The organism is Sphingomonas sp. BL2, from assembly GCF_056680015.1.
Window position 1 is genome coordinate 1,520,289 of the sequence record NZ_CM155261.1, and the last position, 19,772, is coordinate 1,540,060.

16 protein-coding genes and 1 tRNA gene are annotated in these 19,772 nt (G+C 65.2%); 11 read left to right on the forward strand and 6 right to left on the reverse strand.

The window, feature by feature from the left end; all coding sequences use genetic code 11:
• Positions 1-91: 91 nt before the first annotated feature.
• The 3 genes from AC1ME3_RS07095 to AC1ME3_RS07105 form a co-directional block, all read right to left on the reverse strand.
• Positions 92-1,432 carry a hypothetical protein gene (locus AC1ME3_RS07095; RefSeq protein WP_480955413.1) on the reverse strand — a complete coding sequence of 447 codons (1,341 nt, stop codon included), beginning with the start codon at positions 1,430-1,432 and terminating at the stop codon, positions 92-94.
• Between the two features lie 8 nt (positions 1,433-1,440).
• The gene (locus AC1ME3_RS07100) at positions 1,441-1,677 is read right to left on the reverse strand and encodes a hypothetical protein (RefSeq protein ID WP_480955414.1); all 237 of its coding nucleotides are present in this window, start codon (positions 1,675-1,677) and stop codon (positions 1,441-1,443) included.
• Between the two features lie 734 nt (positions 1,678-2,411).
• A complete protein-coding gene (locus tag AC1ME3_RS07105) occupies positions 2,412-2,579 on the reverse strand; it encodes a hypothetical protein (RefSeq protein ID WP_480955415.1) in 168 nt (55 codons plus the stop codon).
• Between the two features lie 905 nt (positions 2,580-3,484).
• Between AC1ME3_RS07105 and AC1ME3_RS07110 the strand changes: the two genes are divergently transcribed.
• Complete coding sequence (locus AC1ME3_RS07110; RefSeq protein ID WP_480955416.1) at positions 3,485-4,243, forward strand: recombinase family protein; 759 nt, start codon at positions 3,485-3,487, stop codon at positions 4,241-4,243.
• A gap of 35 nt (positions 4,244-4,278) precedes the next feature.
• Positions 4,279-4,992, forward strand: coding sequence for a hypothetical protein (locus AC1ME3_RS07115; RefSeq protein WP_480955417.1), 714 nt, complete (start codon positions 4,279-4,281; stop codon positions 4,990-4,992).
• 127 nt (positions 4,993-5,119) lie between these two features.
• Here AC1ME3_RS07115 and AC1ME3_RS07120 read toward each other — a convergent pair whose 3' ends face one another.
• Positions 5,120-6,895 carry a site-specific integrase gene (locus AC1ME3_RS07120; protein WP_480955418.1) on the reverse strand — a complete coding sequence of 592 codons (1,776 nt, stop codon included), beginning with the start codon at positions 6,893-6,895 and terminating at the stop codon, positions 5,120-5,122.
• A 93-nt stretch (positions 6,896-6,988) separates the two neighbouring features.
• Positions 6,989-7,075: transfer RNA gene (locus tag AC1ME3_RS07125), tRNA-Leu, on the reverse strand.
• Positions 7,076-7,187: 112 nt separating this feature from the next.
• On the opposite strand from AC1ME3_RS07125, the gene AC1ME3_RS07130 reads away from it, so the two are divergent.
• The 8 genes from AC1ME3_RS07130 to AC1ME3_RS07165 all read left to right on the forward strand — a co-directional run bounded on the left by AC1ME3_RS07130 (position 7,188) and on the right by AC1ME3_RS07165 (position 17,170).
• Positions 7,188-8,141 (forward strand): complex I NDUFA9 subunit family protein, encoded by a 954-nt coding sequence (locus AC1ME3_RS07130; protein WP_480955419.1) that lies wholly within the window; start codon positions 7,188-7,190, stop codon positions 8,139-8,141.
• A 68-nt stretch (positions 8,142-8,209) separates the two neighbouring features.
• A complete protein-coding gene (locus AC1ME3_RS07135; RefSeq protein WP_480955420.1) occupies positions 8,210-9,019 on the forward strand; it encodes an undecaprenyl-diphosphate phosphatase in 810 nt (269 codons plus the stop codon).
• A gap of 151 nt (positions 9,020-9,170) precedes the next feature.
• On the forward strand, positions 9,171-10,613 hold the full coding sequence (locus AC1ME3_RS07140; RefSeq protein ID WP_480955421.1) for an NAD(P)-dependent oxidoreductase: 1,443 nt from the start codon (positions 9,171-9,173) through the stop codon (positions 10,611-10,613).
• A complete protein-coding gene (locus AC1ME3_RS07145) occupies positions 10,610-10,906 on the forward strand; it encodes a nucleotidyltransferase domain-containing protein (protein WP_480955422.1) in 297 nt (98 codons plus the stop codon). Before AC1ME3_RS07140 ends, AC1ME3_RS07145 begins: the two co-directional genes overlap by 4 nt.
• Complete coding sequence (locus AC1ME3_RS07150) at positions 10,903-11,376, forward strand: hypothetical protein (RefSeq protein WP_480955423.1); 474 nt, start codon at positions 10,903-10,905, stop codon at positions 11,374-11,376. The genes AC1ME3_RS07145 and AC1ME3_RS07150 overlap by 4 nt, the downstream gene beginning before the upstream one ends.
• Positions 11,373-15,881 carry a glutamate synthase large subunit gene (gene gltB, locus AC1ME3_RS07155; RefSeq protein WP_480955424.1) on the forward strand — a complete coding sequence of 1,503 codons (4,509 nt, stop codon included), beginning with the start codon at positions 11,373-11,375 and terminating at the stop codon, positions 15,879-15,881. Before AC1ME3_RS07150 ends, gltB begins: the two co-directional genes overlap by 4 nt.
• A gap of 280 nt (positions 15,882-16,161) precedes the next feature.
• Positions 16,162-16,836, forward strand: a complete 675-nt coding sequence (locus AC1ME3_RS07160) for a glutathione S-transferase family protein (protein WP_056054264.1) — start codon at positions 16,162-16,164, stop codon at positions 16,834-16,836.
• Positions 16,823-17,170, forward strand: a complete 348-nt coding sequence (locus tag AC1ME3_RS07165) for a tRNA-binding protein (RefSeq protein WP_480955425.1) — start codon at positions 16,823-16,825, stop codon at positions 17,168-17,170. Before AC1ME3_RS07160 ends, AC1ME3_RS07165 begins: the two co-directional genes overlap by 14 nt.
• Positions 17,171-17,315: 145 nt before the next feature.
• Here the strand turns inward: AC1ME3_RS07165 and AC1ME3_RS07170 are convergent, their stop codons facing one another.
• Positions 17,316-17,990 carry a YiaD family glycine zipper/OmpA-like lipoprotein gene (locus AC1ME3_RS07170; protein WP_120300741.1) on the reverse strand — a complete coding sequence of 225 codons (675 nt, stop codon included), beginning with the start codon at positions 17,988-17,990 and terminating at the stop codon, positions 17,316-17,318.
• A gap of 195 nt (positions 17,991-18,185) precedes the next feature.
• On the opposite strand from AC1ME3_RS07170, the gene AC1ME3_RS07175 reads away from it, so the two are divergent.
• A complete protein-coding gene (locus AC1ME3_RS07175; RefSeq protein WP_056488005.1) occupies positions 18,186-19,487 on the forward strand; it encodes a hemolysin family protein in 1,302 nt (433 codons plus the stop codon).
• The last annotated feature ends 285 nt before the right edge of the window (positions 19,488-19,772 follow it).

The following is a 19,772-nucleotide window of genomic DNA, read 5'->3' on the forward strand; positions in this document are numbered from 1 at the left end:
CGGCGGAGATAGCCGTCCAGTTCCTGAGAGACAGCACTGGTCCCTGCGGTCACGTTGTCCATCTCAGGGCGCCCGGTGAGCGGGTTACGCTTCAGGCTCCCGTTGAGCGTACGGACGACTTGGTCGAAGGCTTCGAAGGTCGGGCCTGTGTCATTCCCACTTGGCCGGTCTCCGGGTCCCAGGAGAACCCCAAGGCTTCAGGGTCGCCTCCTCGGTTCTGGATGTTCCTGTAGGCCTGGGGCAGGCTATCCCGGAAGGCCGGACGGTCCATCAGGCCCGCAAGCTCCGGCGTGATGACCATAGGCGAGCCCTGAGCGTAGGCTTCCCGATAGGCGGGGCCGGCGGCCGTGCGGGCGCGGGCGGTGATCGCTTCGGCCTCTTGGATCGGATCGACGGCGGGGCCCATCTCGTCAATGACGTGCTGACGAACTCGGGAGCCCTGCGGAGCTTGCCGGGCCTGGATCATCTCGCGGGCCCTGGTGGCGACAGGGCCTTGTCCAGCCAATGCCGTGCCCGTCCGACGTGTGAGCAAGTCGCTGACGTCCCCAGGGATCGCTGGGACCCCGAGGGATTGCCGGCGGGCCACCTCAGCGGCGACGTTGTCGGGTGTGGCAGGAACGGTCCCAGCTCCCCAGCCGGTCGAGATTGTGTCCTGTGCCATATCCTCGGCTAGGAGACGTTCGGCCTGGGCGTGGGCCATAGCGGTCGGCGGGAGCGGCTGGCGGCCTGAGAGGCGGCGTGGGATGTTCTCTAGGCCGTTGAGGGCGGCGTTGACGCCTGGGACGTTCCGGCGAACCGTAGCGACCGTGCCGGCTACCCGCTGAGCGATCGGGGCGGCGGCGGCGCCCAGTGCACCCCCGAAGCCTGCGCCCATCGCGGCGTTCTCCAGCCGGCCCCCGCCGGTATCGTTGAGGAGGCCAGAGAGTGCACCGTAGCCGGCGCCCGTGAGGGCCCCGTTGGCGATGCCCGCTGCCATACGACCGCCCCGAACGAGGTTGAGGCCTGGGAGCGCGAAGGACCCAACGAGACCGGCAATGCTCGCGGCGGTGGCGATCTGAGGGTGTTCGGCCTCCAGCCGGGCGTGGTCGATGTCGCTGGAGGCGGTCCCGCTGGCGTAGGCCTCGGCGGGATCGAAGTCGTCCGGTCCAATCGCGGCGGCAATACCGTTCCCTACGACTGATCCGGCCCCTGCGAGGAACTTACGGGACCCTGGGATAAAGCCGTCCATAATCTGGCCTGCGGTGGCGCTGGCGTTCTCCATGAACGTGCCGGGTCCTGTAGGGGCGGCGGGGGCGTTCGGTCCGGCCTGCTGAGCCTTAGCCTTGGCAAAGGCCTGGACACGCTCGACGATCGCGCCCTCGTCGGCATTGTCGGGCATGGTGACTTCGTACGTGAAGCCGTCTGGTCCTTGGACCTCATACGTTTTGGACATGGGGCCCCTTAGATGTCGATGGCGCGGGTGAGAGAAACGGACAGCCTGCCGTTCCCCTGGACAATGAAGTCGACCGTGTTCGTCGGCGGGGTTTCGGAAGCGCCAATGAGAACGATCAGGTGATGCAAGCCACCCTCTTCATTCACCCAGGCCAACCCCGTGCCTTGGATCAGCGGCAAGTCGCTTTCCTCACAGGGACCATAGGTCAGTGCGGTAATCGGATCAGTAGCGGGAAGAGCAATCACGAGCAGTTTCCTTGTCAGGTTGATACGGCGTAGCGTTGATCCGGCGGAGACATGCGGAAACCTTCGGCTGGACCGAAGACCGGACGCCGTTACTGGAGTTGAAATTGAGGATGGATCGTTAGGCCGGACGGAAAGGGGTTCGGTCCACCTAAAGAGACTGAAGGTCCTCTGGAGACCTAATGATCCTGAGGAGTCTTTAGGGTTATGATCAGATTGTCATAAACTTTCTGGGACCTTTAGTGTCCTCAGGTCCTGTGCCCCCCAAACCCCCCGCCGTCCCAGCCGGTTGTCTATAAGGTCGCACTAATTCGGTTGACCTAACGGTGGCACTAATGCGGGTTGTGCTAACGGTCGCACTAATGCCGATTGCCCTAACGGTTGCACTAATGCGCCGGTCCGGTTTCAGCGGGATGTACACAAGGTGGCACTAAGTCCGGGACGCCCGCTGAGCGGCGAGATGTACATACGGTCGCACCAATGCAGGAATGGCGGAAATCAGCCGTTTCGTGGATGCCCCCGAATGGGGCCCGTGGAGCCCTCAGGAACCCCCTCGGGAAACAGGCGGCCCGGTCGATCTCAGCGGCCTTCGGTCCGGCCTGGATGGAACCCGCGCGGCGGCATGGGACCCAAAGAGAACGGCGGGTCTCTACGGCGTCCTTCGGTGCCCGGTCGGTGACTGCGAAGGCGAGCTGGGACAGATGGCATGAGCCCCGCAGTCGTGGCGTAAAGCACGCTTACTGTGTCTGACGACGCGATTTAGGCGCTAACTCAGCAAGTTCGCGATAACTGGCGGCCATCTTACGATAGATAGTGGCGATGTCTGGGTCAGTCGCCTTTTCAGCTTGTTCAGTGACCTTAGCGGCACGGGCTGAGTAATAGGCACAGTCATAAACTTCCGGCATGGTCTCGCTCCATGTTAAGCGAAAGCTAGAGCGCCCCCATCGTCACCGTGCTTCAGGCTAGGCGTGCCGACAGGAGGAATCTGCCCGCCAATATGATCTAAGGCAAGCGCCAGCATTTACGGCTGAAACAGGCGCTTGCCCTTCCGCCTCCCATGAAACCACGCCTCGACCTCCTGGGCCCAGGTCCTCCCAGGGTCTGGCATAGCGAACCAGCCATCGGCCTCGTCCTCAGGGACCGGCGGGGCCTTTTCGCGACTGGCGGGCAGTAGGAGCACGTCGGCGCCCAAGAAATAATCGGTTCTATCCTGAGCGAGCCTCCAGGGACCGGCGGGTGTACTCAGGGTCGGACTGGCGCTGTGGCGGCGCGAGCGAAGCCGTCGATTTCGAACCCGATTACTGACGATCGCAATGGGCTCCCCCGGCTGGGTAGGAGGGGACCCAAGGGGACCCTAAATATCTGAATGAGTTGGAGTTTCCGTTGTCCCGTGACGTCAGCCGGATGCCGGGCGCCGCCGCCTAGCGTAGGGACCTGGAGGTGACTGGCGGCCTTCGCGGAGGACATTGGCGTTTCGGTCCGGCTCTGTCGTGAACCGCCGGGGACATTAGGCCTGGGAGCCAGTAAGGAGTGTGTAGGTGTGACATATCTAGCACACTCGTCACACGACAGCGTGGGACCTGAGGGACCTCGCCGCAATGCCGTCCCCTGCCGTCCCCCGCCGACCTCGGACCCCGGCGAGCCTGAGGACGTAGGGGCTCCGGTCGGACTTGGCGGGGCATTGGGAGACCGTAGCGAACGGCGGGGGCTGCTGCCCCCGAGAGACCGATCGGGAACGGACCGAAGGCCCTTGACCATGTCATACAAGACCGCCTAACGAACGGTACAGGGATTTGAACGGAGACTGAAAGTGACCGAACGCGCCGTGGCATACTACCGGGTCTCGACCGCTCGACAGGGTGCATCGGGCCTTGGCATGGAAGCACAGAAGGCCGCCGTTGAGGCCCTTTGCCGCGATCGGGGCTGGGAGCTGGTCGCTCCTCCTTTCACTGAGGTCGAGAGCGGGAAGCGGGATGACCGGCCCGTGCTGAGGCAGGCCTTGGAACGTGCGAAGCTGACAGGGGCGCGGCTGGTCATCGCCAAGCTGGACCGTCTGTCCCGTAGCGCCGCCTTCCTCACAGCCCTTCAAGAGAGCGGGGTCAAGTTCACCGCCGCCGACATGCCACACGCTGATGAGTTCATTGTCGGTATCATGGCTATGCTCGCCCGGAAGGAGCGCGAGATGATCTCCCAGCGGACCACGGCGGCCCTGAAGGTCGCTAAGGAGCGGGCGGCGGCTGTGGGAGTCGGCTACAAGGCCGATGGAACGCCTTGGAAGACCGGCGGGCGCCTGGGGAACCCGAACGGTGCAGCGGCCTTCCAGCGAGCCGGCAAGGGCAACGGAGCGGCTTGTGCCCAGGTGTCTAGCGATGCCCAGGCGTTCGCTGAGGCCCTGCGGGAGACCGTGGCGGGGCTGACCGCACGGGGCGTCACGTCGCTGGGAGGCATGGCGGCAGCGTTGAATGAAACCAACATTCTCACCCCTCGGGGAGGCAAGTGGCACGCTTCGTCTGTGCGGAACCTGATGGCCCGGCTGGTGCCTCAGGACGCCCAGGAGGACGCGGCGTGACTTCAGCCCGGCAATGGCAGCAGGAGACGCTGGCCTTGGAGACGGTCATTCTCCGAGAGGACTTTCAGCTCCGGGCGGGCGGGATTAATCACCAGCACGTTCGCAAGCTTCTGGGGATGCTCCAGGCCGGCAAGCCCCTCCCGCCCGTGAAGGTCGCTCGGATCGGCAAGGCTCTTTATCTGGTCGATGGCTTCCACCGCTATTTCGCCCATGAAGACTACGGGGTCTCAGGGATCGAAGCGTCCGTCGCCCGGATGAGCCTGGAGGAGGCCAAAGGGGAGGCGATGATCGCCAATACCACGCACGGGAAGGCTCTGGGCCGTGCTGACAAGCGGAAGGTCTGGGACGCCTTCGTGGAGGCTGGCCGGCACCTAGAGTCGCCTGAGGTCCCGAAGTCCTCTCGCGTGATCTCGGCGGCGCTCAACGGCATGTACAGCCATGAGACGGTCCGTGCTCGCCTGAGGGAGATGGGTTTAGAGCTGAATGAAGGGGCTAACTTCAAGCCCCGGTGTGACGGGGAGGGGCCGGAGGAGGACGACGATCTGGAGGGCCCGGCGGTCGACCCGCTTGCGGCGGAGCGGACTGAGGAGGCCCACGGGCACCTGGAGGCCTTCAGCGCCATGCTCCATTCACTTGAAGAAGAGGACCGGAAGAGGTTGCTGGCCTCTGCCCGGACCCTGCTGGAGGCTTGGGAGACCGGCGAGGGACCGGCGAGACCCGCGGAGCCGGCGGTCGTGCATCCGTTCTGAGGGGGCCGGCCAGCGCCCTCAGGGGCCTTGGAATGTTGTTTCGGTTGAACAGGCGAAAACCCTTGGAAAACTTGGGCTCCTTAGCCCTTGGGTGTCAAATTTGACAGTGCAGGGAAGTCGTCGGCGTTTACGCTTCCGTCCAAGGTTTCACGCCGCTCAGGTCTAGGCCGTCCAACCTGAGCTGGTCGATTGCCAAGCCGAGCGGGCTGAGGTCGCCATAGCCTTCCCCTGCCGTCTCGTCGGGCAGCTTGTGGCCCTGGATGTACGCCATGTTCTCCCGAGCGATGCCGCTGGCGCGGGCCGCCGTGCTCCAGGTGTGGCGGAACTCGCGCATGGGCTGGCGTCCGGTCCCCGCTAGGTGGACGCCGTTGTCCTTCAGGTATTTACTCCACCAGAGCCCCAAGCCTGAGAAGAGATAGCCCCGTTCGCCCTTCGTCCTGAGCTTCGGGAACAGCGCGGTCTCCTTCGTGTCCAGTAGGCGCTGGCGGTATCGAAGAAGTCCCAGGTCGATCAGTGGCTGGGGGATCGGGAAGGTCCGGGGACTCTCGTCCGTCTTCAAGCCTTGCTGGCCCTTGTGAGGGTGTTCGCCTTCGTCGGTGATGCGGACCACCCAACGGCCTGTCTTGGCATCCCGGTATATATCCTGGACTAGAAGCTGTGCGGCTTCCTCGGGCCTTGCTCCTGTGAAGAGTGAGAGAAGTGGAACCCAGTAGGAAGCGTGTCCCTTGCCTCCGAGTGGCCTAGAGCCTTCCGTAAACAATGGGAGCGCGAAGATTGCCGATAGTTCGTCGGTGGAGAAACCCTTCGGTTTGCGCGGCCTCTTGGCCCTTTCGAGGTCATGGTCCTTAAACGGGTTCGGCGCTTCCCGGTCCAGCCGGCCCCGCTGGCCTGCCTGGGTCCAGCGTGCCCCGAGGGCGCTCAGGTGTTGCACGAGCGTCTTAGCGGCCAGCCGGGGAACCTCAGGTCGATCGCGGTACAGCTCGACCAGGGCAGGCAATGGGATGGCGCGATGTTCCTGGGGCAGCTTGGCGGGGCGCTGAGCGAGGGCATCTAGCCAATCGGCTACCATCGCACGGTTGATCTCGTCGGGACGTGGGGCGCCTACGGACTCCCGGAAGAGCCTGAGGGCCGTTCTCACACTTTCCTTCGTCGTCGCGCTCATGGGCTTTGTGGGGCTCTCCATGAGTGCCTCTACGATCGCCTCGAATGTCTGGCCGGTCCTAGCGGGAGCTGCTGGCGGCGGAGGGGCACTGACGGGCTCGGCAGGGCGCGGAGGGACGACGGGTGTGGGGACGTCTTCGCCCTGGAGGCGCCGGAGGATGGCCTGCCATGCCTCAATTTGGGCGTCGTGGAAGGCGCGGACATAGCTGACGAACTGCGGGCTCGTCCGGTCGATCAAGAAGCCGTGGAGTTCCGCGTGGTCGAAGGCCGGGCCGCCCCACTGGCTGAGAATTGTTTCCATGTCCCCGAGGGCGCGAAGCTGGAGCGCTTCCGTCAGGTCCGCCCGACAATTCTCCTCCAGTCGCTGGCGGGCCTCCAGTTTCTTTTCGAGGGGCCGAGCGGTCCACCGTGCCTCCTGTTCCAGTTCCAGGTCTTCGGCTTTGAAGGATGTCACGAGGTAGGCGATTAGGTCCGGTGTGAGCGCGTCGACCGTCCCGGTAGCCTTCCGGCCCTCTACGGCCTGGGCGGCGACGGCATGGCGCACGTCCGCTTCGAAGCGCTTGATGGCTTGGTCGTACAGCCGGAACGCTTCCGACGTCATGTAGCGCTTGGCCCGCAGTGGAACCTTCAGCTCGCGCTGTCCGGCCTTCGGAAGAAACGTTCGGATGGCTTCGGGGTAGGCGCGTCGGAAAATGAGGCGGCCTGTTGGTTCTTCGCGAACCCAATCGAGCGACTTGCCCATGACGGAGTTTGTCCCATTCCTTGTACCGGATTTGGGAGCGTAACTCACGGAGAAGTGGGCTTTTCTCGTCGTTTCAACCCCTTACGGGGAAGATGGTGCCCGGAAGAGGACTCGAACCTCCACGACCTTGCGATCGCCAGCACCTGAAGCTGGTGCGTCTACCAATTCCGCCATCCGGGCACGGGGTAGGAGGGCGCCTCTAGGGGAGGGTCGCGATGCTTGTCAACAACCCTATCGCTGGGGCAAGGGGTTATTCGTGATTGGCAGGCAAAACAAAGTGGACGGACGCGCGATGAACGACAAACTGGTGACGCTGATCGGGGGTGGCGGTTTCGTCGGCCGCTATGTCGCACAGGCGCTGCTGGCGACGGGCGCACGCGTCCGCATCGCACAGCGCGATCCGCGGCAGGCGTTCTTCCTGAAACCGCTCGGCGGGCTCGGCCAGACGCAGTTCGTCGGTGCCGACGTCACCAAGCCCGAGACGATCGCGCATGCGGTGCATGGCTCGGATGTCGTGGTGAACCTGGTCGGCGTGCTGGCGGGCGATTTCCAGCGCGTCCAGGCGCTAGGCGCGCAGACGGTGGCGCAGGCTGCGGCGAAGGCCGGCGTCGGCGCGCTGGTGCACGTCTCGGCAATCGGCGCCGATCCCGCGTCCGCTTCGGCCTACGGCAAGTCCAAGGGACAGGGCGAGGCAGCGGTGCTCGATGCGTTCCCGAGCGCGACGATCCTGCGACCGTCGATCGTGTTCGGCCAGGAAGACCAGTTCGTGAACCGCTTTGCCGGGATGATCGCTAAGGCGCCGGTCGTGCCGGTCCTGCGCGCGGGCGCGAAGTTCCAGCCCGTGTTCGTCGGCAACGTGGCCGACGCGGTGGTGGCGGCGGCGTCGGATCCCGAGACGTTCGGCGGCCGGACGCTGGAACTCGGCGGGCCCGACATCATCACGATGGGCAATCTCATCCGCTGGATCGCCAAGACGATCGGCCGCAATCCCTCGATCGTCGAACTGCCGGACTTTGCCGGGGCGCTGATCGCCAAGGGGGGATTCCTGCCGGGTGCGCCGATCACCAAGGATCAGTGGACGATGCTGCAGACCGACAATATCGTCACCGGCACCGATGGCCTCGCCGCGTTCGGGATCGAGGCTACACCACTGTCGACGGTCGCGCCCGGCTGGCTGGTGCGCTTTCGCAAGGCTGGGCGGTTCGGCCGCCGCGCCGAGACGCGTGCGGAAGTTCACGCAGACTAATGCTGCACGTGCTAAGAGTGCCCTGAAACCCGCGCCTCTTCTGAAACCTGCGACGCCGGAGCGCCTGCTTGACCGAACTTCTTACCGTCATCCTGCTCGGCATCGTCGAGGGGATCACCGAATTCCTGCCCGTCTCGTCGACCGGGCACCTGATCCTCGCCACGCGGTTGCTCGGCTATGACGCGGGGCGCTGGGAGGTGTTCAACGTCGTCATCCAGCTCGGCGCGATCTTGGCGATCGTCGTGCTGTACTGGCGGACGTTCTGGGCGGTCGGCATGGGGCTGGTCCGCCGCGAACCGAAATCCTGGTTGTTCCTGCGCAACCTGGTCGTCGCGTTCATCCCGGCGGCGGTGATCGGGCTGGCGTTGCATCATTATATCGAGGCGTTGCTCGGCAATGCCGAAGTCGTCGCGATCGCGCTGATCGTCGGTGGCTTCGCGATCCTCGCGGTCGAGCGGTTCGCACCGCGCAGCGACATCAGCGGCGTGGCGGACATCCCGCTGAAGACGGTAATTGGTATCGGTTTCCTCCAGTGCCTTGCGATGGTCCCCGGCGTCAGCCGCTCCGGTGCGACGATTCTGGGTGCGCTGGCGCTGGGCGTCGAGCGGCGCACTGCGGCCGAGTTCAGCTTCTTTCTCGCCATCCCGACGATGTTGGGGGCAAGCGCGCTCGAACTGCTGAAGAACCGCGATGCGATCGCGAGCGGCGGCGGGGTCGGACTTGGCGCGATCGCGATCGGCGCTGCGGTGTCGTTCGTCGTTGCGCTGCTGGTGGTGAAGTGGTTCGTCGGGATCGTCACCAAGCACGGGTTCGTGCCTTTTGCCTGGTACCGGGTAGCTGCCGGCTCGGCCGCGCTGGTCTGGTTGCTCAGCAAGTAAGTCCGTTTCGGAATGAATAAGCCTTGTTGAGAATTGTTCTTAGATAATTTGGTTGATTTGATGGTTTAATACGGCATTAATGCTGACATACTGGTCGATTTCACGGTGACAAGCTTCTGATGGCGCAATAACGCGGCTGTCGGAGGCATGTATGGCGAACGATTCGATGCTAAAGTTTGTCGGGCGGGAGCAATCCTATCCGGCAAAGCGCACCGCGGATGAGCGGCAGGAGGACTTCCGCGAGATCGCGCAGCGATACGCGGTTCAACCCGCCGAGGAGCAGGCCGGGCGCTGCTCGCAGTGCGGCGTGCCCTATTGCTCGGTCCACTGCCCGCTGCACAACCATATCCCCGACTGGCTCAGGCTGACCGCGGAAGGGCGGCTGCGCGAGGCGTATGAGCTGAGCAACGCGACCTCGACGATGCCCGAGATCTGCGGCCGGATCTGTCCGCAGGACCGGCTGTGCGAAGGCAATTGCGTCATCGAATTCACCGGCCACGGCGCGGTCACGATCGGCTCGGTCGAGAAGTTCATCACCGACACCGCCTGGGAGAATGGTTGGGTCGAACCGCTGGTCCCTGGCAAGTCGCGCGGCCAGTCGGTCGGCGTGATCGGTGCGGGACCCGCGGGTCTCACCGCGGCGGAATATCTGCGCGGGCACGGCTACGACGTCCACGTCTATGATCGCTACGACCGCGCGGGCGGGTTGCTCACCTACGGCATCCCCGGGTTCAAGCTCGAAAAGCCGATCGTCATGCGCCGCGTCGAGCGTCTCAAGGCCGCCGGTATCGTCTTCCACGAAGGCTTTGCGGTCGGCGACGATGCGAGCCTCGACGATCTCCGCCAGCGCCACGACGCGATCCTGATCGCGACCGGCGTTTACAAGGCGCGTGCGATGGATCTGCCCGGTGGCGGATCGAACGGCGTGGTGCCAGCACTCGACTTCCTCGTCGCATCGAACCGCAAGGGCTTCGGCGACGCCGTTCCCGCCTTTGACGACGGCAGCCTCAATGCGGAGGGCAAGGACGTCGTCGTGATCGGCGGCGGCGACACCGCGATGGACTGCGTCCGCACCGCGATCCGCCAAGGGGCGAAGTCGGTGAAATGCCTCTACCGCCGCGACCGCGCCAACATGCCCGGATCGCAGCGCGAAGTCGCCAATGCCGAGGAAGAAGGCGTCGAGTTCGTCTGGCTTTCCGGACCGCAGAGCTTCGATGGCGGCGAAATGGTGTCGAGCGTCAAGGTTCGGAAGATGCGTCTCGGTGCGCCCGACGCGAGCGGCCGCCGCGCACCCGAACCCGATCCCGCCGGCGATTATTCGGTGAATGCGGATCTCGTCATCAAGGCGCTCGGCTTCGACGCCGAGGACCTGCCCACCTTGTTCGCGACGCCGGAGTTGGGCGTAAGCCGGTGGGGCACCGTGCTCGTCGACGGCAAGACGCTGATGACCTCGCTCGACGGCGTGTTCGCGGCAGGCGATATCGTCCGCGGTGCCAGCCTCGTCGTCTGGGCGATCCGCGACGGCCGCGACGTCGCCGCGACGATGCACAAATGGCTGAAGACCAAGGCAGCCAACGCGAAGGTCGCGGCATGAGGTTGAACCCCGAAGAGGTCGCGGCGATCAAGGAGGCCGTTGTGGAGACGTTCGGCGAAACCGCGGTCGTGCGCCTTTTCGGCAGCCGGGTCGACGACAGCGAGCGCGGCGGCGACATCGATCTCCACATCGAGGTCGATGACGTTGCAGACGAAGGGCGTGCCCGCGGGAAATTCGAGGACAGGCTGTTTCAACGGATCGACCCGCAAAAGGTCGATGTCGTGCTGACCATCCGTGGCGGTACGCCGCGCGGGTTCGAGCGCATCGCCTATCGCGATGGGATCGTGCTGTGACGGAACCCGAAGACGACATCCTCGAAATCATATGCGACCGGGTGCGGTCGCTCACCATCGCTCTCGACGAGGATATGCGGTTGCTCGGTACCGTGCCGACCGATCTGACGGCGTTCGAGGCGATGACGGAGCACGGCCGCGTCGGATCGCGCGCGCTGCTGAAAACGGTCGAGCAATTGGAAGACCAGCTGATGCGGCTGTTCCGCACCATCCTCCAGGCACGCGCCGTGGATACGAAGGACCTGTACGCTCGCGATGTCGCCAACCGGATGGAGGCGCTGCGGATCATCGATAGCGCCGACGGCTGGATGGCAGTCGTCAAGCTGCGCAATCGTCTGGTCCACGACTATCCGCTGACCAGCGAGGCGCGGTTCGCCAAGCTGATCGAGGCGGTCCAGGCCACCGACATTCTCCGCGCCGCGACCCAGCGCGCGCTCACCTACGTCGACAAGAAGGAATGGTTGGCATGACCAACGAAACCGAACGCGCCCGTCTCGCTGCTGAAGGCATGTACCGTCCCGAATTCGAGGGCGATGCGTGTGGCGTAGGCCTAGTCGCCGCCACCGATGGCCGTGCGTCGCGCCGTGTCGTGCAGTCGGCGGTCGATGCGCTGAAGGCCGTGTGGCACCGCGGCGCGGTCGATGCGGACGGCAAGACGGGAGATGGCGCAGGCCTGCACATCGACCTGCCGCTGCGCTTCTTCGACGACGCGGTCGCCGCCTCGGGCCACAAGGTGCGCCCGAACCGCTTGGCCGTCGGCATGATCTTCCTCCCGCGTACCGATCTCGGCGCGCAGGAGGATTGCCGGACGATTGTCGAGAGCGCGATCATCGAGGCGGGCTACACCATCTATGGCTGGCGGCAGGTGCCGGTCGATGTGTCGGTGATCGGCCAGAAGGCGCAGGCGACGCGGCCGGAAATCGAGCAGATCATGATCGCCGGGCCCTTGCCCGAAGAGCAGGACGCCGCCGAGTTCGAGAAGACGCTGTACCTCGTCCGCCGCCGGATCGAGAAGCGCGTGATCGCGGCGCAGATCCAGGGCTTCTACATCTGCTCGCTGTCGTGCCGCTCGATCATCTACAAGGGGCTGTTCCTCGCCGAATCGCTCTCCGTTTTCTACCCGGACCTGTGCGACCAGCGCTTCGAGAGCCGCGTCGCGATCTTTCATCAGCGCTATTCGACCAACACCTTCCCGCAATGGTGGCTGGCGCAACCGTTCCGCTGCCTCGCGCACAACGGCGAGATCAACACGATCCGCGGCAACAAGAACTGGATGCTCAGCCACGAGATCCGCATGGCGAGCCTCGCGTTCGGCGACAATTCGGAGGACATCAAGCCGGTGATCCCCGCCGGCGCTTCCGATACCGCTGCGTTGGACGCGGTGTTCGAGGCGATCTGCCGCTCGGGCCGCGATGCGCCGACCGCCAAGCTGATGCTCGTGCCCGAAGCCGCCAGCCCGGACATGCCGCCCGAACATACCGCGATGTACCAGTACCTCGCGTCGGTGATGGAGCCGTGGGACGGCCCCGCCGCGCTGGCGATGACCGATGGCCGCTGGGCGGTCGCCGGTATGGACCGCAACGCGCTGCGTCCGCTCCGCTACACGCTGACCTCCGACGGCCTGCTGATCGTCGGCTCCGAGAGCGGCATGGTCGTCGTTCCCGAATCGACGATCGTGGCCAAGGGCCGCCTCGGGCCCGGCGAGATGATCGCGGTCGACCTCGATGAAGGGCGCCTGCTCCAGGATCGCGAAGTGAAGGATCGCATTTCCGGCGAGGCGGACTACGCCGCGATGATCGGCGAATTTCATACGCTCGCCGACCTCCCCTCGGTCGAGGACGCCGTGGTGCGCTACGACCGTGCCGAACTCGCGCGCCGTCAGGTCGCCGCGGGCCAGACGATGGAGGACATGGAGCTGATCCTGTCGCCGATGGTCGAATCCGCCAAGGAGGCGATCGGATCGATGGGCGACGATACGCCGCTCGCCGTCATCTCCGACAAGCCGCGGCTGATCAGCCAGTTCTTCCGCCAGAACTTCAGCCAAGTGACCAACCCGCCGATCGATCCGTTGCGCGAGCGCCACGTGATGTCGCTCAAGACGCGGTTCGGCAATCTCGCCAACATCCTCGACGTGCGCGACCAGCGCGAGCGCGTCCTCGTGCTCGATTCGCCGGTGCTGACGGGCGAGCATTGGTCGCGGTTGAAGGCGCATTTCGGCAACGCGGTTGCAGAGATCGACTGCACGTTCGACGTCGGCGGTGGCCCCGAGAAGCTCCGCGCGGCGATCCAGCGGATCCGCAACGAGGCGGAGCAGGCCGTCCGCCAGGGCAAGAGCGAGATCTTCCTCACCGACGAGGCGATCTCCGAAGACCGCGTCGGCATCGCCGGCGTGCTCGCGGTCGCCGCGGTCCACACGCACCTCGTCCGCCGCGGCCTGCGCTCCTATGCGTCGATCAACGTCCGCTCGGCCGAATGCCTCGACACGCATTATTACGCTGTGCTGATCGGCGTCGGCGCGACAACCGTGAACGCCTATCTCGCCGAGGCGGCGATCGTCGATCGGCAGTCGCGCGGGCTGTTCGGCGATCTGGAGCTGGCCGAATGCCTCCGCCGCCACCGCGTCGCGGTCGAGGAGGGGCTGCTCAAGATCATGTCGAAGATGGGCATCGCGGTCATCTCGTCCTACCGCGGCGGCTATAATTTCGAGGCGGTCGGCCTGTCGCGCAGCCTGGTCAACGATCTGTTCCCCGGCATGCCTGCGAAGATCAGCGGCGAGGGTTATGCCTCGCTCCACGTCAACGCGACCGATCGCCACGAAGCGGCATTCGATCCGGCCGTCGCGACGCTGCCGATCGGCGGCTTCTATCGCCAGCGCCACACCGGCGAAACGCACGCCTATTCCGCGCAGCTGATGCACCTGCTCCAGACCGCGGTCGCGACCGACAGCTATACGAGCTATCTACAGTTCTCGCGCGGCGTGTCCGACCTGCCGCCGGTGTATCTGCGCGATCTGCTCCAGTTCAACTTCCCCGCGGAGGGCGTTCCGGTCGATCAGGTCGAGGCTATCACCGAGATCCGCAAGCGCTTCGTCACCCCCGGCATGTCGCTCGGCGCGCTGTCGCCCGAAGCACACGAAACGCTGGCGATCGCGATGAACCGGATCGGCGCGAAGGCGGTCTCGGGCGAGGGCGGCGAGGACAAATCGCGCTTCGTGCCCTACGCGAACGGCGATAACGCCAACTCGTCGATCAAGCAGGTCGCGTCCGGCCGGTTCGGCGTTACGGCGGAATATCTGAACGCGTGCGAGGAGATCGAGGTCAAGGTCGCGCAGGGCGCCAAGCCCGGCGAGGGCGGCCAGCTGCCCGGCTTCAAGGTCACCGAGTTCATCGCCAAGCTGCGCCATGCGACCCCCGGCGTGACGCTGATCTCGCCGCCGCCGCACCACGACATCTACTCGATCGAGGATCTCGCCCAGCTCATCTACGACCTGAAGCAGATCAATCCGCGCGCCCGCGTGTGCGTGAAGCTCGTCTCGTCGGCGGGCATCGGCACGGTCGCGGCGGGCGTGGCGAAGGCGCATGCCGACGTGATCCTGATCGCCGGCCATGTCGGAGGCACCGGTGCCTCGCCGCAGACCTCGATCAAATACGCGGGCACGCCGTGGGAAATGGGCCTGTCGGAGGTCAACCAGGTGCTGACGCTCAACGGCCTGCGTGGTCGCGTGCGGCTGCGCACCGATGGCGGGCTCAAGACCGGGCGCGACATCGTCATCGCCGCGATCCTCGGCGCGGAAGAGTTCGGGATCGGCACGCTATCGCTGGTCGCGATGGGCTGCATCATGGTCCGCCAGTGCCATTCGAACACGTGCCCGGTCGGCATTTGCACGCAGAATGACGCGCTTCGCCAGAAGTTCGTCGGCACGCCCGAAAAGGTGATCAACCTGATGACCTTCATCGCCGAGGAAGTCCGCGACATCCTCGCGCGGCTCGGCGTGAAGAGCCTCGACGACGTGATCGGCCGCACCGAATTGTTGCGGCAGGTCAGCCGCGGCGCGGAGCATCTCGACGATCTCGATCTCAACCCGATCCTGGCCAAGGTCGATGCCGACGATTCGCAGCGCCGGTTCTCGCTCTCGACCTTCCGCAACGAAGTGCCGGACAGCCTCGACGCGCAGATCATCAAGGACGCATCCGCGGTGTTCTCGCGGGGCGAGAAGATGCAGCTGACCTATTCGGTGCGCAACACGCACCGCGCGGTCGGTACGCGGTTGTCGAGCGAGATCACGCGGAAGTTCGGCATGTCGACGCTGGCGGACAACCACGTGACGATCCGGCTGCGTGGCTCGGCGGGGCAGTCGCTCGGCGCGTTCCTGTGCAAGGGCATCACTCTGGAAGTGTTCGGTGATTCGAACGACTATGTCGGCAAGGGGCTCTCGGGCGGCACGATCATCGTCCGACCGGCGGTGAGTTCGCCTCTGGCGAGCCAAGACAACACAATCATCGGCAACACCGTTCTCTATGGCGCAACCTCGGGCCGGCTGTTTGCGGCAGGGCAGGCGGGCGAGCGCTTCGCGGTCCGCAACTCGGGCGCGATCGTGGTCGTCGAAGGCTGCGGCGCGAACGGCTGCGAGTACATGACCAACGGCATCGCCGTGGTGCTCGGCGCGGTCGGCGCGAACTTCGGCGCGGGGATGACCGGTGGCATGGCGTTCGTCTACGATCCCGACGGTGTGTTCGCGAAGCGCGCCAACCCCGAGAACATCACCTGGGATCGCGTGAAGTCGCTCCACTGGGCCGACGTGTTGCTTGATCTGGTCCGAGATCACGCGGACCATACCGACAGCAAATGGTCGAAGGGCCTGCTGGAAGATTGGGACCGCGTGGCTCCCCATTTCTGGCAGATCGTGCCGAAGGAAATGCTGACCCGCTTGTCGCACCCATTGGACGACAGCGCAGAACTAGTCGCGGCGGAGTAGAGCGAGGCTGCACAAGCACCACCCCGGCGAAGGCCGGGGCCCAGTTGGGGGACGTCGCTAACGTAGGGCTGCGCTCCGTTATTGCGACCTTTCCAACTGGGCCCCGGCCTTCGCCGGGGTGGTACAAAAATAGGTACAGCCTTTCCCCCTTGTTCTCCCGCGAAGGCGGGAGCCCAGTCTGGATCCCCGCCTTCGCGGGGAAACAGTCTTTGGGTGCAACCTGCGCAAATCCCAACCCGCGCTAGTGACACACCCGCCCCCCACCGCCTAAACGGATGGCATGTGGCAGCTTTATCAATTCCCCCTGTGTCCCTTTTCGCGAAAGGTGCGCCTGCTGCTGGGCGAGAAGGGGGTCGGCTACGAGCTGGTGCGCGAATCGCCCTGGGATCGTCGCGACGAGTTTATGGACATGAACCCCGCCGGCCAGACCCCGGTGATGGTCGACGCGTCGCGCGGCGTCGCCCCCCTCATCGATTCGATGGCGATCTGCGAATTCTTCGAGGAAACCGTCGAGAAGGCGGCGATGATCAACGGCACTGCGACCAACCGCGCCGAGATCCGCCGCCTGGTCACGTGGTTCGACACGCATTTCTACCGCGACGTGACCGGGCCTCTGCTCCACGAGCGCATGGTCAAGCGCCTCGCGCACCGCACCGCGCCCGACGCCAAGGGCCTGCGCGAGGCGATGAAGGCCGCGGTCGGGCATCTCGATTACATGGATTATTTGCTCGATCACCGGAACTGGCTCGGCGGCGCGACGATGAGCCTCGCCGATCTCGCGGCCGCCGCGCAGATCTCGGTGACCGATTATCTCGGCGGGATCGACTGGAAGGGCCACGACCAGACCGCGCGCTGGTATCGCGGCTTTAAGAGCCGCCCGAGCTTCCGCCCGCTGCTGTCCGAACGGATGGAACTGATCTCACCCCCGGCACACTACGACAATGTCGATTTCTGAGATGATCGCGTATCCGGACTTCGAGAAGGTCGACATCCGCGTCGGCACGATCGTCGAGGCCGAGCCCTTCCCCGAAGCGCGCAAGCCCGCGATCAAGCTGCGGATTGATTTTGGTGCGGATATCGGCGTGAAACGTTCGTCCGCGCAGATCACCGAGCATTATACGCCTGAGACGTTGGTCGGCCGGCAGGTCGCTGCGGTGGTCAACTTCCCGCCGCGCCAGATCGGCCCGATGATGTCCGAAGTCCTGACGCTCGGCTTCCCCGATGCGGATGGGAAGGTGATGTTGATCTCGCCGACCGGACACGTCCCGAATGGCGGGAGGCTGTTCTAAAGTTTGATCCTCCCCCGCCAGGGGGAGGTGGCTGGCGCTTGCCAGACGGAGGGGGAGGAAGGGCAGCCGCTGTTGCGTATCCTCCCCCTCCGTCACCTGCGGCGACACCTCCCCCTGGCGGGGGAGGATCAACCGAGACCGCCGCTTACTGGCGCAGGTCGTTCTGCGTGATCGGCACGATCTTCACCTCGACGCGACGGTTCGCGGCCCGGCCAGCATCGGTGTCGTTCGACGCGATCGGCTGCGTTTCGCCGTAGCCGCGCGTACCGATGCGCGCAGTCTGCACGCCGTGGCCTGCCAGATAATCCGCGACCGACCGTGCACGGCGCTCGGACAGCGTCTGGTTATACGCATCGCTGCCGGTCGAATCGGTATGCCCGTACACGTCGATATACGTCTGGTTGTACTGCGACAGCGTGTCCGCGACCTGGTCGAGCGTGCGCTGGAACTGCGGTTGCACGTTGGCGCTGTCATACGCGAAGGTGATGCCCGACGGGATGTTGAGCACCAGGTCGTCGCCCTGGCGGATCACCTGCACGTCGGTGCCCGCGGTCCGCGCGCGCAGGTCGCGCTCCTGCTTGTCCATGTACGCGCCGATGCCTGCACCCGCGAGACCACCGATGCCCGCGCCGAGTAGCTTCTCGGTCCGGTCATGCCGTCCACCGACCACGTCGCCGAGCAGATAGCCGCCCAGCGCGCCACCGATACCGCCGAGAGCGGTCTTCGAGATCGTCTGGCGACCCGTCTCGGGATCGGTCGTGCAGCCGCTGGTGGCGATCAGTGCGGCAATCGCAGCACCTGCGAACATCTTGGTTTTCATAGATAATCTCCCTGAGACATAACAAATGAGGGCGTCGTGCCCGATATGCCCGATAACCCGGTGTCGCGACGATTGTTCCGCCTGCGCACTGAACCGAGCCTGACCATCTTCGCGGCGTAATGTCGAGTATACGCCACCCTGCGCGCAAGGACGGTTGTGCGGCGGACCGTTGTCCTGCAAAGAGCGCGTGAGCCAATGGCACCGCTTCCCCCCTTCCCCTGGATCGACGTCGCGATCATCCTCGCGCTCGTCGCGTTGAACGGCGTGTTCGCGATGAGCGAACTCGCGATCGTCTCCGCGCGCAAAGCCCGGCTCGAGGCAATGGCGCGCTCGGGCAAGAAGGGCGCGCGCGCCGCGCTCGTCCTCGCCGCCGACCCGGGCAAGTTCCTCTCGACCGTCCAGATCGGCATCACGCTGATCGGCATCCTCGCGGGCGCCTATTCGGGCTCGAGCCTGGGCATGCCGACCGCCGCGCGGTTGCAGGCGTGGGGCCTGTCCGCCTCGACCGCGGAGACCGCCGGGTTCGCGATCGTCATCGGCCTCACCACCTATGCGTCGCTGATCATCGGCGAGCTCGTGCCGAAACAGTTCGCACTGCGCGCACCCGAGGCGATCGCGTCGTTCATGGCACCCGTTATGCGCTGGCTCGCGATCGGTACCGCGCCGATCGTCTGGGTGCTCGATTCGACCAGCGCGTTGATCTTCCGCGCGCTCCGCCTGAACCGCGAATCGGAAGAGCACGTCACCGCCGAAGAGCTCCACATGATCGTCGCAGAGGCGTCGAAGTCGGGGATCATCGAGGAGCATGAGCGCTCGATCATCTCGGGCGTCGTCCGCCTCGCGGATCGCCCGGTCCGCGAAGTAATGACGCCGCGCACCGAGATCGACTGGCTCGACTGCGACTGGGGCCCCGACGAGATCCGCGAGACTCTGCTCGCATCGCAGCACACCCGCCTGCCGGTCGGCGAAGGCTCGATCGACGCGGTCAAGGGCGTCGTCCAGGCGCGCGACATCGCCGCCGCGCTGTTCCGCGGCGAGCCGATCGACCTGCGCGCGCTGATGCGCAAGGCGCCGGTGGTGATCGACCAGATCGACGCAATGGACGCGTTACTGGCGCTCCGCGAGGCCGAGGTGCCGATGGCGCTGATCCACGACGAATACGGTCATTTCGAAGGGATCGTGACACCGGCGGATCTGCTCGCGGCGATCGCTGGCGAGTTTAAGTCGGACTCCGATCCCGACGATGCGCCTTCGGTGGTAGTCCGCGACGACGGCTCGTTGCTGGTGGCTGGCACGATGGCGGCGGATTCGCTCGCCGATCGCCTCGGCATCGACCTGCCTGAGGATCGTGATTACGCGACCGTCGCGGGGTTGGCGCTTTCGGTGTTCCGCCATCTGCCGGGCGAGGGCGAGAGCTTTGTCGAGCAGGGCTGGAAGTTCGAGATCGTCGATCTCGACGGGCGGCGGATCGACAAGCTGCTGGTGAGCGAAGTCTAGGCTTGGTGCGGCGCGCGGAGGGGTAGATCGAACCCGACGCTTCTACGCATGTACCACCCCGGCGAAGGCCGGGGTCCAATTGGCAAGGCTGCAGTAACGAAGCGCTACCCTAGTTTATTACGTCTCCCAATTGGGCCCCGGCCTCCGCCGGGGTGGTGGTCGATTGGGAGACTTGTCTCCTACTTGAGGACTCGTTCCTCACACGCGGAGGACGCGCTGAGATCCACAATCCGTTCGTCCTGAGTAGCTGCAAGCTCGTCGAAGCGGCGAATCGAAGGACAGGTG

Coding starts and splice junctions, on each gene's coding strand:
- gltB (WP_480955424.1), top strand. CDS start 11,373: ATGACCAACGAAACCGAACGCGCCCGTCTCGCTGCTGAAGGCATGTAC.
- AC1ME3_RS07120 (WP_480955418.1), bottom strand. CDS start 6,895: ATGGGCAAGTCGCTCGATTGGGTTCGCGAAGAACCAACAGGCCGCCTC.
- AC1ME3_RS07140 (WP_480955421.1), top strand. CDS start 9,171: ATGGCGAACGATTCGATGCTAAAGTTTGTCGGGCGGGAGCAATCCTAT.
- AC1ME3_RS07105 (WP_480955415.1), bottom strand. CDS start 2,579: ATGCCGGAAGTTTATGACTGTGCCTATTACTCAGCCCGTGCCGCTAAG.
- AC1ME3_RS07160 (WP_056054264.1), top strand. CDS start 16,162: ATGTGGCAGCTTTATCAATTCCCCCTGTGTCCCTTTTCGCGAAAGGTG.
- AC1ME3_RS07130 (WP_480955419.1), top strand. CDS start 7,188: ATGAACGACAAACTGGTGACGCTGATCGGGGGTGGCGGTTTCGTCGGC.
- AC1ME3_RS07095 (WP_480955413.1), bottom strand. CDS start 1,432: ATGTCCAAAACGTATGAGGTCCAAGGACCAGACGGCTTCACGTACGAA.
- AC1ME3_RS07145 (WP_480955422.1), top strand. CDS start 10,610: ATGAGGTTGAACCCCGAAGAGGTCGCGGCGATCAAGGAGGCCGTTGTG.
- AC1ME3_RS07175 (WP_056488005.1), top strand. CDS start 18,186: ATGGCACCGCTTCCCCCCTTCCCCTGGATCGACGTCGCGATCATCCTC.
- AC1ME3_RS07165 (WP_480955425.1), top strand. CDS start 16,823: ATGTCGATTTCTGAGATGATCGCGTATCCGGACTTCGAGAAGGTCGAC.
- AC1ME3_RS07170 (WP_120300741.1), bottom strand. CDS start 17,990: ATGAAAACCAAGATGTTCGCAGGTGCTGCGATTGCCGCACTGATCGCC.